Below are 13,440 nucleotides of genomic sequence, written 5' to 3'. Positions count from 1 at the left end.
TGGCGAGGGAGCTTGCTCCCGCTGGAGTGCGCAGCGCTCCCAGGATTTTGGGGCTGCTACGCAACCCAGCGGGAGCAAGCTCCCTCGCCACAGGATACCTGCGTTGCCAGATCAAGCCCGCAGCGACAGCGGCGGCACAAACGACTCCAGTTCATCCTCAACCGCCTCGATGATCCGCTCCACGTCAGCAGCGTTCATCACCGTGGCGCAAGGGATACCGGCAATTGCAATCAGGGTTTCCCCGCTGGCGCGGTCGAACAGGCGGGCGATCATACTGCCGGGAGCATCCATGCTCGCCTCAAAGCCCATAGGATGAAAGTGCCAGCGCATCAACTGGCAGGCATTGGGGAATGTCACTTTGTTCATGTTGCCCACCTTGTTCATTGAGCGCTTCCTTTAGCTCGCTGCAGGGGCGCCATGACCGTCACTGGTCCTGGCCGTCGTGAGCACTAAAAATAGCATTCGTTCGCATCGGGCATGGGAGTTTTTTCGTCCCGTCCGGCAGTTGTTTTCAATAACGTTGATATGGGTCACGTGCTGCGTGGTATTAAGCGAAAGGCCATTAGTCGGAAATATCAAATGGCCGTTGAGCGGGTACGGGCAGTTGGGCAAGCTGCCTCTTTTTTCACCGGCGTAGAGCGCTCAATGCAAGACATCATTCCGGATGACTCCCAGAAAACCCAAGCTACGGCCAAGCTGGTACTGCGTCACCATCTGTGCTGGCGGGATCGGGACCTGGATGGAGTGATGTCGTACTACCATCCGGACATCCAGTACCACGATTTCTTCCAGAACCGCGTGGTGGGTGCCGGCGAGCTGCGCGAATACCTGCAAGCCAGCATGCCCCGTGGCGCCGACGAAGCGATCGAACACACCGACCGCATCCGCGCCGACGGCGACACCGCGTTCATCCAATACCGCATCACCTTGCGTGGCGGCCAGGGCCTGGTGTCGTTTCGCACCAGCGAAGCGATTACCGTGCGCGATGGCTTGATCTGGCGGGTCAACGAGTACGCCTCCCTGGTCCACGAGCAGTCTGCCAGCCGCCGCGAGACCACACGCCCGACCGTCAGCCGCCTGGGCCTGTCGCCGCAGCAACTGAGCTACATGGCCAACGACCTGCAACAGTACTTCGAGCGCCAGCAACCCTATCTGGACCCCGAACTGGACCTGCAACGGGTGGCGAAGGAGTGCGGGTACAGCCGCAACCAGATTTCCTACCTGTTGAACCAGGTGCTGGGGCAAAGTTTTTATCGCTACGTCAACCAGGCACGCCTCCAGCATTTGCTGGCTGCACTGGAAATGGCCGCGCCGCCGATCCGCATCGACGAACTGGCGTTTGCCGCCGGCTTCAATTCGACGTCTGCGTTCTACAGCAGCTTCCGCCAGCACACCGGCCAGTCGCCCAAGGCCTACGTCAAACAAATTTCCCTGCGTGCACGCGCGCAAGACAGCCCCTGAGGCCAGGCTCTAGGATCACTGCCATCGAAGTGTGGTGGTGGAGCTTGGCATGCCTGCATGGCGCAATATCAGTTTATGGATGGACCAGCTGGACGAGCCGCTGCTGGCACGCGCGTCCCTGGAGCAGGACCTGGACGTCAACGTGGCCATCATCGGCGCCGGCTACACCGGGCTCTGGACCGCGTATTACCTGAAGCGCCAGGCGCCCGAGCTGAAAATCGCAATCATCGAGGCGCAAACCGCCGGGTTCGGTGCCTCGGGCCGTAACGGCGGCTGGCTGATGGGCAACCTGCTGGGAGAGGACCGCCTGTTGGCCGGCCTGACCCCGGAACAGCGCCGGGCCTCGTTCGACCTGCTGCACGCCATCCCCGACGAAGTCGCGCAAGTGATCGAGCGCGAAGGCATCGACTGCGACTACCGCAAGGGTGGTGTGCTGTATTGCGCCGCGCGCTACCCCGAACAGGAAGCCACCCTGCGTGCGTACCTGGCCAAACTTCACAGCCAGGGCCTGACCGACGACGATTACCGTTGGCTTGGCCCGCAACAACTGGCCGAGCAGATCCGTATCGCCAAGCCTTATGGCGGCATCTATGCACCCCACGTTGCCACGATTCACCCGGCCAAGCTGGTGCGCGGCCTGGCGCGGTTGGTGGAGCGGATGGGCGTCAAGATCTACGAAAACAGTCCCGTCACTCATTGGCAGTCCGGCAGCCTGCGCACGGACAAAGCCTCGGTGCGCGCCTCCTGGGTGGTGCCGGCGGTGGAAGGGTATGCCACCACGCTGGCTCCGCTGGGGCGCTATCAGTTGCCGGTGCAAAGCCTGATCGTTGCCACCGAGCCGTTGCCGGCCAGCACCTGGGACGAGATCGGCCTGAATCGTGGCCAGGCGTTCGGCGAGAGCAGCCGGCAAGTGACTTACGGCCAGCGTTCGGCGGACAACCGCCTGGTGTTCGGCGCTCGCGGGGGTTATCAGTTTGCCGGCAAGTTGCGGCACAACTTCGAGCTCACCGACAGCGAAGTCGAGCTGCGTCGCTACCTGTTCGGCGAACTGTTCCCGCAGCTCAAGAAAGTCCGGATCACCCACGCCTGGGGCGGCAACCTGGGCATGTCCCGGCGCTTCAAGCCGCACATGCTCTGCGATCACGCGGCAGGCATCGCCCTGGCCGGTGGTTACGGCGGCGAGGGCGTAGGCGCCAGCAACCTCGGTGGCCGCACCCTGGCGGACTTGATCCTGGGGCTCGATACGCCGTTGGTTCGCCAGCCATGGGTGATTCAGCCGGGCCGGCTGGACGGGCTCAAGGCCTGGGAACCGGAACCCTGCCGCTGGCTGGGCTACAACGCGCTCATCCGCAGTTTTGTGCATGAGGACCAGGTGTTGGCCAACCCCAATACCGCCCCGTGGCGCCGCAAACTGGCCAGCGGGGTTGCCGGGTTCATGGAAGGTTTCATGCACTAAGTCGTTTCAATCACCACAGGTATGAACATGAGCATTACCCAGTTCAGAGACACACTCAGCGCCCATTTGCCGGACTCCTCGCCCGTCGCCGTGCCACTGGGCACACCGGTCGCGGTGGCCTCGACCTTGAGCGTGGAACATAGCGACGGCGTCGAAACCGGCATCTGGGAATGCACGCCCGGGCGCTGGCGCCGGCAGATCAAAGCCCAGGAGTTTTGCCACTTTATCCAGGGACGGTGCACCTTCACCCCCGACAACGGGGAAATGCTCCACATAGAAGCCGGCGACGCACTGATGTTGCCGGCCAACAGCACCGGTATCTGGGACATCCAGGAAACCGTGCGCAAGACCTATGTATTGATCCTCTGATTCTTTGATCTTTGATCGCCTGCCATAAAAACAGCCCTAAAACCGCCAGGAAATCGAACCATGAGACCCATTGCCCTGTTGCCGCTGGTATTCGTCGCCACCCTCAGCCAAGCCGCCGAGACGGTGAAGATCTACAACTGGTCGGACTATATCGCCCCCGACACCACCAAGAACTTCCAGAAAGAAACCGGCATCGGTTTCACCTACGACGTGTACGACAGCAACGAAACCCTCGACGGCAAGTTGATGACCGGCAAATCCGGCTATGACGTGGTGTTCCCCTCCAACCACTTCATGGCCCGGCAGATCCAGGGCGGGGCGCTGAACAAACTCGACAAGAGCCAGTTGCCCAACTGGAAGAACCTCAACCCGGTGCTGCTCAAGGCCCTGGAAAACAACGACCCGGGCAATGCCCACGGCTTCCCGTACCTGTGGGGCAGCACCGGTATCGGCTACAACATCGACAAGGTCAAGGCGGTACTCGGCGACAACGCCCCAGTGGATTCCTGGGACCTGATCTTCAAGCCCGAGAACATGCAAAAACTGCAGAAGTGTGGCGTCGCCATCCTCGACAACGGCCCGGAGCTGCTGCCCGCGGCCCTCAACTACCTGGGCCTGCCGCACCACAGCAAGAAGGCGGAAGACTACAAAAAGGCCGAGGACCTGCTGATGAAAGTGCGGCCGTACGTGGCGTATTTCCACTCCTCGAAATACACCGCCGACCTGGCCAATGGTGACATCTGCGTGGCCGTCGGCTTCTCCGGCGACATCCTCCAGGCCGAAAGCCGCGCCAAGGAAGCCAAGAATGGCGTGAACATCGGCTACAACATTCCGAAAGAAGGCGCCGCGATCTGGTTCGACATGGTCGCCATGCCCGCCGATGCTCCGGATGAAAAAGCCGGCTATGCGTTCATGAACTACCTGCTGCGCCCGGAAGTGATGGCCAGCATCACCAACTACGTGCACTACGCCAACGGCAATGCCGCGGCGGACAGCCTGGTGGACCCGGCAATCAAGAGCGACACCAAGGTGTACCCAAGCCCGGAAATGATGGGCAAGTTGTTCGCACTGGAAGCAATGCCACTGAACATCGACCGGATTCGTACGCGGGTGTGGAACACCATTCGTACCGGGCGTTGATGATCGTTCCCACGCTCCGCGTGGGAATGCATCCTGTGACGCTCCGCGTCACGACTTCAAAAGCGCATGCGGAGCGTCCAGGGCGGCGTTCCCACGCCGCGGAATCAAGGATTCTCCAAGTCATGCCCCAACGACTGGATAAACAACGAAAACAGCTCCGGCTGCGACGAGATATCCAGCTTGGCATACAGGTGCCGGCGGTGAACCTTGACCGTATCCGGCGAGATATTCAGCCGTTCGGCCATGGCTTTTGACGAAAACCCACGCAACACCAATCGCGCTATTTCCAGTTCCCGCTCCGACAACACGCCACAGCCGAAATGACTCAACGCGTCCCGTATCTGGCTGGCCATTTCCGCCGGCGCGGCCACTCGCTGGGTGCTTTGCTGCCAATGCTGCTGCATCAACGGCAATACCCAGGCCGCGAGCATGGTCATCAACCCCGTTTCCTCGCCGGTAAACAACCGCTGCATTCCCAACGACAGCGATAACGTCCCCGCACCCGGCAATTGCAGGATGAATTGCACCTCGTCTTCCAGCACGTTGTCGTGGAAGTAATTGAGGAAGTATTCACTCTGGCGAAAATGATCCGGCGCCACTTCCTCAAGGCGGTACACGCCACTGGCATACCCCTCGCGACACGCCTGGAAAAACGGGTCCAACAGGTACAAACCATTCAGATAAACCAGCATCGACGCCGGTTTGCTGCTCGGTTGTGCGTCGTATTCTTCCAGCGCTTCGGGCGGGCCATCGGCGGGGTAGAAGATCGCCAGGGCATTGTCGAAGGGCAGGCATTGGTGCAGCAACAGCACCAGTTGCTTCCAGAAACGCCCGGTGCCGATCTGTGCGACGGTACGCCCCAGGCCCGCGTGCATGCCGACTTCCCTGAACAGGCTCATGTGCAGCTCCACGCTAAGGATTCAGGCCGCAAGGGTTCGACTTTTGCCCGGCGGCGTCAAGGGGAGTACTCCAATAGGGGAATTGGCCGATTTACACAGAGTGTTTAAGTTGGCCGTCAGTCAGTGGGGAACATACCCTGCGCCGCTTCACCTTTTCGTTTCTGCCTCAAACCAAGAACAATCAAGAGGATAACGATATGAGTGCTCCTTCCACGCCCGACGGCGTGCTGAAACCCACCCTGAGCGTATTCGATGTAGTGGCCATCACCGTCTCGGCGGTCACCCCGGCCAGTTCAGTGTTCGTGATTGCGCCGTTTGCCATCCAGCAGGCCGGCAGCGGGGTGTTCCTGGCCTTTGTGATGGCCGCCTTGCTCGCGCTGATGTTCGCCTTTTGCTACGCCGAACTCGGGCGTGCCCACAACAGCGCCGGCGGCGAATACGTGTATGCCAAGCGGGTGTTCGGCGGCATGGCCGGCTACGCGACGTTCCTCACGGTACTGGTGATGCTGCTGTTTATCCCGCCGGTACTGGCCACCGGGGCGGCGACTTACCTGAATAACGCCCTCGGCACCCAATTCGATTCGCAAACCGTGGCCCTGGTGATTGTGGTGTGCAGCTACGCCCTGGGCATCCTCAATATCAAGCTGAATGCCTGGATCACCGGCACCTGCCTGCTGCTGGAAGTGGCGGCGTTGCTGGTGATCGTGTTTATCGGCTTCGGCAACCCGGTGCAGCCGGTCAGCGTGCTGTTGCAACCGCAAATCGTCGAGAACGGCGTGCTGCACCTGGCGCCCTGGGCGCTGGTCATCGGCGCGGTGGGCATCGGCCTGTTCTCGTTCAATGGCTACGGTCCCGCCGTATTGCTGGCCGAAGACATGAAGTGCGGCGGCAGGGGCGTGCACAAGGCAGTGTTGTGGTCCCTGGGCCTGGTGGTGGTCATCGAGCTGGTGCCGATCACCGCCTTGCTGATCGGTGCGCCATCCCTCAGCGCGATGATCAGCAGCCCCGACCCGATCGGCTACCTGCTGACCAGCCACGGTAACGAAACCCTGTCGCGGCTGGTCAGCGCCGGGATCTTCCTGTCGGTGTTCAACGCCATCGTCGCCATCGTCATCCAGATTGGCCGGGTGGTGTTCAGCAGCGGCCGCGATGCGCTGTGGACACCCACCATCAACAAACTCTTCACCCGGATTCATCCACGCTGGGATTCCCCGTGGTTGGCTACGCTGTTCCTGGCGGTCCCTTCGGCATTGCTCAGCTTCAGCTCCAACCTGGCGGACCTGACGTCTTTCAGCGTGCTGCTGATCATGCTGGTGTACCTGATCGTGGCGTTGAGCGCGTTGATGAGCCGGGTGTTGCTGCGTGACCGCGAGCACCCGTATCGCATGCCGTTGTGGCCGGTGCCGGCCTTGCTGGCGGTGCTGGGCGCCGGCTACCTGTTGGTGACCCTGGCGATTGCCGCCTCGGTTCGCGACATCATGATTATCATCGGCCTGTTGGCACTGTCGGTGATCCTGTATTGCATCAGTGGCCGGTTGAGTCCGGCGTTTCAGAAATTGTAAGGAGTGGTTATGCGTGCACGTCAATTGGGCATCACGTTGGGACTGGGCACACCCGGTGAGTTGAATGCCATCACCGACGTTCCAGGGGTTCGGGTCGGCCACAGTACGATCAAGACCCGCATCGACGGCAAACAGGTACGTACCGGCGTGACGGCGATCCAGCCCCGGGCCGGTGCCGCGCGGTATCAGCCATGTTTTGCCGGCTACCACGTGCTCAACGGCAATGGCGACGCCACGGGGCTTGAGTGGATCAGCGAATCGGGGTTGCTGACCACGCCGCTGGCGATCACCAACACCCACAGCATCGGGATTGTGCGCGACACGCTGATCGCCCTGGAGCGCGAAAGCCTCGAAGACCCCGCCGTGTACTGGTGCATGCCAGTGGTGATGGAAACCTACGACGGCTTGCTGAACGATATCTGGGGCCAGCACGTCGGCTCGGAGCATGTGCGCGAGGCGCTGGCCAACGCCGAATCCGGGCCGGTGGCGGAGGGCGCCGTGGGCGGCGGCACGGGGATGATCTGCCATGAGTTCAAGGGGGGCATCGGTACCGCGTCACGGCGCTTGCCGGCGGAGCAGGGTGGCTGGACCGTCGGTGTGCTGGTGCAGGCCAACCATGGCAAGCGTCAGGAACTGCGCGTGGATGGTTACCCGGTAGGCCGGCAATTGATGGACATCCCGTCACCCTTTGCCGATCGCGGCACACCCGGCATGGGCTCCATCGTGGTGATCATCGCCACCGATGCGCCGTTGCTGCCCCATCAATGCCAGCGCCTGGCACAACGCGCGTCCATCGGGATTGCGCGCACGGGTGGCGGTACCGAGGACTCCAGCGGGGACCTGTTCCTGGCGTTCGCCACCGGCAATCAGGATTTGCCGGTGGCCGACTACGGGCGCAAGGGCTCGCCCCTCAGCACAGCCCTGCAAATGGTCAATAACGACCACATTTCACCGCTGTTCAGCGCGGCGGCGGAGGCCGTGGAAGAGGCGATCATTAATGCCATAGTGGCCGGCGAAGACATGACCACCGACCAGGGTGTGCGGGTGCCCGCGCTGGATGCCCACACGCTCCTGCAGGCATTGCGCCAAACCGGCTGGCGCGGCCAGTAAGTAAACTAAGTCTTGTCCCGGTAATACGGGACAAACACTTAAATAGTGGCTATTCAATACTAACAATGACACGGTGACACTTTCTTAGTGCACCTCAGTCAATACTTTGGATCCATTCGTGGCTAAATGTCTTTAGGAGTATTTAATATTTAAATAGCTGGATTTTAATAAGGAGCTATTTACCAGTGTTTGCAGGTTTTGTTCACCGGCCCAACTTTATCCTTGGATAAAAACCGCTGGACGAATGATTTCAGGTTGTGTCAGTTTTCTTTCGCCTTCAAAAGGGGCGAGTGATCGGACTTACTCGCCAGAGTGGGTCCGGTCGGACAAAAACTGTTCCACTTGCAAACAAGGAAGTACGTTTATGTCAAAAGTAAAAGACAAAGCTATTGTGTCGGCGGCTCAAGCAAGTACCGCTTACACCCAGATCGATAGCTTTAGCCATCAATACGACCGCGGTGGCAACCTCACGGTCAATGGCAAACCGTCGTTCACCGTTGACCAGGCCGCCGACCACCTGCTGCGTGAGAACGCCGCGTACCGGGACGTGGATGGCAACGGCAAGATCGATCTCACCTACACCTTCCTGACTTCGGCTTCGAACGCGACCATGAACAAGCATGGGATCACCGGGTTCAGCCAGTTCAACACCCAGCAGAAAGCACAGGCCGTACTGGCCATGCAATCCTGGGCCGATGTGGCCAATGTCACCTTCACCGAGAAAGCCTCGGGCGGTGACTTCCACATGACCTTCGGCAACTACAGCGGCGGCCAGGACGGCGCAGCGGCCTTTGCCTACCTGCCAGGCACCAACGCCAAGTACAACGAAAGCGGCCTTGACGGCACTTCCTGGTACCTGACGAACAACAGCTACACGCCGAACAAGACCCCGGACCTGAACAACTATGGCCGGCAGACCCTGACCCACGAAATCGGCCACACCCTGGGCCTGGACCACCCTGGCGACTACAACGCCGGGACCGGCAACCCTTCGTACAAAGACGCGGACTATGGACAGGACACGCGTGGCTACAGCGTCATGAGTTACTGGAGCGAGAGCAACACCAACCAGAACTTCAGCAAAGGCGGGGTAGAAGCCTACTCGTCCGGCCCGCTGATTGACGACATCGCCGCGATCCAGAAGCTCTACGGCGCCAACTACAACACCCGCGCCGGCGACACCACCTACGGCTTCAACTCCAACACCGGGCGTGATTTCCTCAGCGCCACTTCATCGGCCGACAAGCTGGTGTTCTCGGTGTGGGACGGTGGCGGCAACGACACCCTGGACTTCTCCGGTTTTACCCAGAACCAGAAGATCAACCTCAATGAAACCTCGTTCTCCGACGTTGGCGGCCTGGTGGGCAACGTTTCCATCGCCAAGGGTGTGACCGTGGAGAACGCCATCGGCGGTTCGGGCAACGACCTGCTGATCGGTAACGCAGCCGCCAACGTCCTCAAGGGCGGTGCCGGCAACGACATCATCTTCGGCGGCGGCGGTGCAGACCAGCTGTGGGGCGGCTCAGGCAACGACACCTTCGTGTTCGGCGCCAGCTCCGACTCCAAGCCGGGTGCGGCCGACAAGATCTTCGACTTCACCTCGGGTTCGGACAAGATCGACCTCACCGGCATCACCAAAGGTGCAGGCCTGACCTTCGTCAACGCGTTTACCGGTCATGCCGGCGACGCGGTGCTGTCCTACGCTTCGGGTACCAACCTGGGCACATTGGCCGTGGACTTCTCCGGGCACGGCGTGGCGGATTTCCTCGTCACCACCGTTGGCCAGGCAGCCGTCACCGACATCGTGGCCTGATACACGCGTAAAGGAGGGTAGCGCACACGCGCCGCCCTCTGCCCTTGCATCCACCCCATGAACGGGCGAAGGTGATGACGCTATTTCGCAGTACCGTGGCCTGGAGTTTCCAGGTGTTGCTTATGTCGGCAGGAGCCACAGCAATGGCAAGCAGTCTGGTTTTACCTACTTCCGCGCAGTTGGCCGGGCATTGGGCGCTGCATCAGCAAGAGCAGGTGTGCGCACTGGACTTGATTGAGCAGGCTAACGCGTTAGGGGGCGATGTGGAGTGCGCCGGACAATGGCTGGGGGAAGCCCCCGTTAGTTGGACGCCTACTCCCGATGGTATTTGGCTGATGAATGCCGAAGGCACCGGCATAACCCATTTGAATCGCCAGAAAGAAGGCGAATATGAAGGTCGCGCAAAAAACGGCGCGGTATTGATATTGCAACGTGCACCGTAATAGTTCGTTATAACGATATAACCCGATTTTAATGTTTGCCCGCCCCTTATTGGGGCGCTCGGTAAACTATTGCGCGTCATTCGGCTCAGGGAAGATCAGGCAACATGGCGAAGACCACTCCCGTTGCACCACTGTTCAAGGCACTCGGCGACTACAAAAGTATTCTGATCAGTATTGGCTGTTTCACGGCATTGATTAACGTATTGATGTTGGTGCCGTCGATTTATATGTTGCAAGTCTACGACCGCGTGCTGTCTTCACAGAACGAAACCACCCTGGTGATGTTGACGCTGATGGTGGTGGGGTTCTTCGCCTTTATCGGTGTGCTGGAGGTGATCCGCAGCTTTATCGTGATTCGCATCGGCAGCCAACTGGAGCGGCGTTTCAACCTGCGGGTCTACAAGGCCGCTTTCGAGCGCAACCTGCAACGGGGCGAAGGCCATGGCGGGCAATCCCTGGGGGACCTGACCCACATCCGCCAATTCATCACCGGGCCTGCGCTGTTCGCGTTTTTCGACGCGCCGTGGTTTCCGATCTATCTGTTCGTGATTTTCCTGTTCAACGTGTGGCTGGGTGTCTTGGCCAGTGCCGGTGCCGTGCTGCTGATTGCCCTGGCGTGCCTTAACGAATACCTGACCAAAAAGCCTCTGGGTGAAGCCAGCGGTTATTCCCAGCAATCCACCCAATTGGCCACCAGCCACCTGCACAACGCCGAAACCATCCAGGCCATGGGCATGCTGAGTGCATTGCGCAAGCGCTGGTTCAAGGTGCATTCGCAGTTCCTGGGCCTGCAGAACAAGGCCAGCGACACCGGCTCGATCATCAGTTCCCTGAGTAAATCCCTGCGCCTGTGCCTGCAATCGTTGGTGCTGGGCCTGGGTGCGCTCCTGGTGATCAAGGGCGACATGACCGCCGGGATGATGATCGCAGGCTCCATTTTGATGGGGCGGGTGTTGAGCCCCATCGACCAGTTGATTGCCGTGTGGAAGCAATGGAGTTCGGCCAAACTGGCCTACCAGCGCCTGGACAACCTGATGCGCGAGTTTCCGCCCCAGGGCGAGCAGATGGCCTTACCGGCGCCCAAGGGCAATGTGAGTTTCGAGCAAGTCAGCGCAGGCCCGCCGGGGCGACGCGTGCCAACCTTGCATCAAGTCAGCTTCAACCTGACTGCGGGCGAAGTGCTCGGCGTGCTGGGTGCTTCCGGCTCCGGCAAGTCGACGCTGGCCCGCGTGCTGGTGGGCGTATGGCCAACCCTGGCGGGCACCGTGCGCCTGGACGGAGCCGACATTCATCGCTGGGACCGCGACGACCTCGGACCGCATATCGGTTATCTGCCCCAGGACATCGAACTGTTCAGCGGCAGCATCGCCGACAACATCGCGCGCTTTCGCGAAGCCGACCCGGATTTGGTGGTGCAGGCCGCCCAACAGGCAGGTGTGCACGAATTGATCCTGCGCTTGCCCCACGGCTACGACACCGTGCTCGGTGACGAGGGCAGCGGCCTGTCCGGTGGGCAGAAGCAACGGGTCGCCCTGGCCCGCGCGCTGTACGGCGGGCCACGCCTGATCGTGCTCGACGAGCCCAACTCCAACCTCGACACCGTGGGTGAAGCCGCCCTGGCCAGCGCGATCATGCAGATGAAAGCCCAGGGCAGCACGGTGGTGCTGGTGACTCACCGTTCCTCGGCGTTGGCCCAGGCCGACAAGCTGCTGGTGCTGAACGAAGGTCGTTTGCAGGCATTTGGTCCGAGCCAGGACGTGCTGCGCGCACTGTCCGGCCAGCAGGAAGCACCACGAGAAAAGGCCGGGGTCAGCCTCAGCCGTCAGTATCAAGCCGGAAGGAATCCAGGCGCATGAGCAGCGACAGCAGCATTCAAATCAACCGCGATTACGAACAGACCCACCCCGAGCACGACGCGCGTTTCTTCGCCCGCATGGGCTGGCTGCTGACAGTGGTCGGCGCCGGCGGGTTTTTCCTCTGGGCCAGTCTGGCGCCGCTGGACCAGGGGATCCCGGTACAAGGCACGGTGGTGGTATCGGGCAAGCGCAAGGCGGTGCAAACCCTGAGCCCCGGCGTGGTCAGCCGGATCCTGGTGCGTGAGGGCGAGGCGGTGAAGCAGGGCCAGCCACTGTTCCGGCTCGACCAGACGCAGAACCAGGCCGACGTGCACTCCCTGCAAGCCCAGTACCGCATGGCCTGGGCCAGCGTGGCACGGTGGCAGAGCGAGCGGGATAACCAGTCGACGATCACCTTTCCGGCGCAATTGAGCGGCAACCCGGACCAAGCCCTGGCACTGGTCCTCGAAGGCCAGCGTCAACTGTTCAGCAGCCGCCGCGAAGCCTTTGCCCGGGAACAGGCCGGGATTCGCGCCAGTATCGAAGGCGCTACGGCGCAACTGAACGGCATGCGCCGCGCCCGCAGTGACCTGACGGCCCAGGCGCAATCCCTGCGAGACCAGTTGAACAACCTGCAACCCCTGGCCGACAACGGCTACATCCCGCGCAACCGGCTGATGGAATACCAGCGGCAACTGTCCCAGGTGCAACAGGACCTGGCGCAGAACACCGGCGAAAGCGGGCGGGTGGAGCAGGGCATCCTCGAATCGCGCCTCAAGTTGCAGCAGCACAGCGAGGAGTACCAGAAGGAAGTGCGCAGCCAACTGGCCGACGCGCAGCTGCGCAGCCTGACCCTGGAACAACAACTGACCTCCGCCGGTTTCGACCTGCAGCACAGCGAGATCAACGCGCCCGCCGATGGCATCGCGGTCAACCTGGGCGTGCACACCGAAGGCGCCGTGGTGCGTGCCGGTGAAACCCTGCTGGAAATCGTGCCCCAGGACACCCGCCTGGAAGTCGAAGGGCGCCTGCCGGTGCACCTGGTGGACAAGGTCGGCGCGCACTTGCCGGTGGATATTCTCTTCACCGCCTTCAATCAGAGCCGCACGCCGCGGGTGCCGGGGGAGGTGAGCCTGATCTCCGCCGACCAGATGCTCGACGAAAAAACCGGCATGCCTTACTACGTGCTGCGCACCACCGTCAGCAGCAACGCCCTGGAGAAACTCCATGGCCTGGTGATCAAGCCGGGGATGCCCGCCGAGATGTTCATCCGCACCGGCGAGCGCTCCTTGCTCAATTACCTGTTCAAGCCGCTGCTGGACCGCGCCGGCTCGGCATTGACCGAGGAATGA

Annotated in this window: 12 protein-coding genes; 10 read left to right on the top strand and 2 right to left on the bottom strand. The window is 61.2% G+C overall.

Translation table 11 applies throughout. The features are described from left to right. Window positions 1–111 precede the first annotated feature (111 nt). Entirely contained in the window at window positions 112–384 is a 273-nt protein-coding gene (locus tag C0058_RS16750; protein ID WP_003217129.1) for a DUF1652 domain-containing protein, read from the bottom strand. A gap of 261 nt (window positions 385–645) precedes the next feature. Here C0058_RS16750 and C0058_RS16745 point away from each other — a divergent pair, with 261 nt between their 5' ends. From C0058_RS16745 to C0058_RS16730, 4 genes are read left to right on the top strand one after another with little or no spacing between them, the layout of a single operon-like run. Further along, complete coding sequence (locus C0058_RS16745; RefSeq protein ID WP_003217127.1) at window positions 646–1,461, top strand: AraC family transcriptional regulator; 816 nt, start codon at window positions 646–648, stop codon at window positions 1,459–1,461. A 49-nt stretch (window positions 1,462–1,510) separates the two neighbouring features. Beyond that, window positions 1,511–2,917: an FAD-binding oxidoreductase gene (locus tag C0058_RS16740; protein ID WP_102369123.1), complete on the top strand. Its 1,407-nt coding sequence runs from the start codon at window positions 1,511–1,513 to the stop codon at window positions 2,915–2,917. A gap of 27 nt (window positions 2,918–2,944) precedes the next feature. Beyond that, window positions 2,945–3,286, top strand: coding sequence for a cupin domain-containing protein (locus C0058_RS16735; RefSeq protein WP_102369122.1), 342 nt, complete (start codon window positions 2,945–2,947; stop codon window positions 3,284–3,286). 60 nt (window positions 3,287–3,346) lie between these two features. Continuing rightward, the gene (locus tag C0058_RS16730) at window positions 3,347–4,426 is read left to right on the top strand and encodes a polyamine ABC transporter substrate-binding protein (RefSeq protein ID WP_102369121.1); all 1,080 of its coding nucleotides are present in this window, start codon (window positions 3,347–3,349) and stop codon (window positions 4,424–4,426) included. A gap of 104 nt (window positions 4,427–4,530) precedes the next feature. On the opposite strand, the gene C0058_RS16725 is transcribed toward C0058_RS16730, so the two are convergent. Next, entirely contained in the window at window positions 4,531–5,325 is a 795-nt protein-coding gene (locus C0058_RS16725; protein ID WP_008433783.1) for a helix-turn-helix transcriptional regulator, read from the bottom strand. A gap of 197 nt (window positions 5,326–5,522) precedes the next feature. Here C0058_RS16725 and C0058_RS16720 point away from each other — a divergent pair, with 197 nt between their 5' ends. From C0058_RS16720 to C0058_RS16695, 6 genes are all read left to right on the top strand, one after another. Further along, window positions 5,523–6,887 carry an APC family permease gene (locus C0058_RS16720; protein ID WP_003217116.1) on the top strand — a complete coding sequence of 455 codons (1,365 nt, stop codon included), beginning with the start codon at window positions 5,523–5,525 and terminating at the stop codon, window positions 6,885–6,887. A gap of 9 nt (window positions 6,888–6,896) precedes the next feature. Further along, the gene (locus C0058_RS16715) at window positions 6,897–7,997 is read left to right on the top strand and encodes a P1 family peptidase (protein ID WP_102369120.1); all 1,101 of its coding nucleotides are present in this window, start codon (window positions 6,897–6,899) and stop codon (window positions 7,995–7,997) included. Between the two features lie 364 nt (window positions 7,998–8,361). Next, entirely contained in the window at window positions 8,362–9,810 is a 1,449-nt protein-coding gene (locus C0058_RS16710) for a serralysin family metalloprotease (RefSeq protein WP_008433780.1), read from the top strand. A 74-nt stretch (window positions 9,811–9,884) separates the two neighbouring features. Continuing rightward, window positions 9,885–10,253: an AprI/Inh family metalloprotease inhibitor gene (locus C0058_RS16705; RefSeq protein ID WP_050550305.1), complete on the top strand. Its 369-nt coding sequence runs from the start codon at window positions 9,885–9,887 to the stop codon at window positions 10,251–10,253. A 104-nt stretch (window positions 10,254–10,357) separates the two neighbouring features. Beyond that, window positions 10,358–12,109 carry a type I secretion system permease/ATPase gene (locus C0058_RS16700; protein ID WP_102369119.1) on the top strand — a complete coding sequence of 584 codons (1,752 nt, stop codon included), beginning with the start codon at window positions 10,358–10,360 and terminating at the stop codon, window positions 12,107–12,109. Next, the gene (locus C0058_RS16695; protein WP_102369118.1) at window positions 12,106–13,440 is read left to right on the top strand and encodes an HlyD family type I secretion periplasmic adaptor subunit; all 1,335 of its coding nucleotides are present in this window, start codon (window positions 12,106–12,108) and stop codon (window positions 13,438–13,440) included. The genes C0058_RS16700 and C0058_RS16695 overlap by 4 nt, the downstream gene beginning before the upstream one ends.

The sequence above is a fragment of the Pseudomonas sp. NC02 genome (genome assembly GCF_002874965.1).
Lineage (GTDB): Bacteria > Pseudomonadota > Gammaproteobacteria > Pseudomonadales > Pseudomonadaceae > Aquipseudomonas.
This window is presented reverse-complemented; position numbering and strand designations above follow the sequence as displayed.

What these genes read in the sequence shown, in the direction of transcription:
- C0058_RS16750 (WP_003217129.1), bottom strand. Translation starts at nt 384, where the DNA reads ATGAACAAGGTGGGCAACATGAACAAAGTGACATTCCCCAATGCCTGC.
- C0058_RS16745 (WP_003217127.1), top strand. Translation starts at nt 646, where the DNA reads ATGCAAGACATCATTCCGGATGACTCCCAGAAAACCCAAGCTACGGCC.
- C0058_RS16740 (WP_102369123.1), top strand. Translation starts at nt 1,511, where the DNA reads ATGCCTGCATGGCGCAATATCAGTTTATGGATGGACCAGCTGGACGAG.
- C0058_RS16735 (WP_102369122.1), top strand. Translation starts at nt 2,945, where the DNA reads ATGAGCATTACCCAGTTCAGAGACACACTCAGCGCCCATTTGCCGGAC.
- C0058_RS16730 (WP_102369121.1), top strand. Translation starts at nt 3,347, where the DNA reads ATGAGACCCATTGCCCTGTTGCCGCTGGTATTCGTCGCCACCCTCAGC.
- C0058_RS16725 (WP_008433783.1), bottom strand. Translation starts at nt 5,325, where the DNA reads ATGAGCCTGTTCAGGGAAGTCGGCATGCACGCGGGCCTGGGGCGTACC.
- C0058_RS16720 (WP_003217116.1), top strand. Translation starts at nt 5,523, where the DNA reads ATGAGTGCTCCTTCCACGCCCGACGGCGTGCTGAAACCCACCCTGAGC.
- C0058_RS16715 (WP_102369120.1), top strand. Translation starts at nt 6,897, where the DNA reads ATGCGTGCACGTCAATTGGGCATCACGTTGGGACTGGGCACACCCGGT.
- C0058_RS16710 (WP_008433780.1), top strand. Translation starts at nt 8,362, where the DNA reads ATGTCAAAAGTAAAAGACAAAGCTATTGTGTCGGCGGCTCAAGCAAGT.
- C0058_RS16705 (WP_050550305.1), top strand. Translation starts at nt 9,885, where the DNA reads ATGACGCTATTTCGCAGTACCGTGGCCTGGAGTTTCCAGGTGTTGCTT.
- C0058_RS16700 (WP_102369119.1), top strand. Translation starts at nt 10,358, where the DNA reads ATGGCGAAGACCACTCCCGTTGCACCACTGTTCAAGGCACTCGGCGAC.
- C0058_RS16695 (WP_102369118.1), top strand. Translation starts at nt 12,106, where the DNA reads ATGAGCAGCGACAGCAGCATTCAAATCAACCGCGATTACGAACAGACC.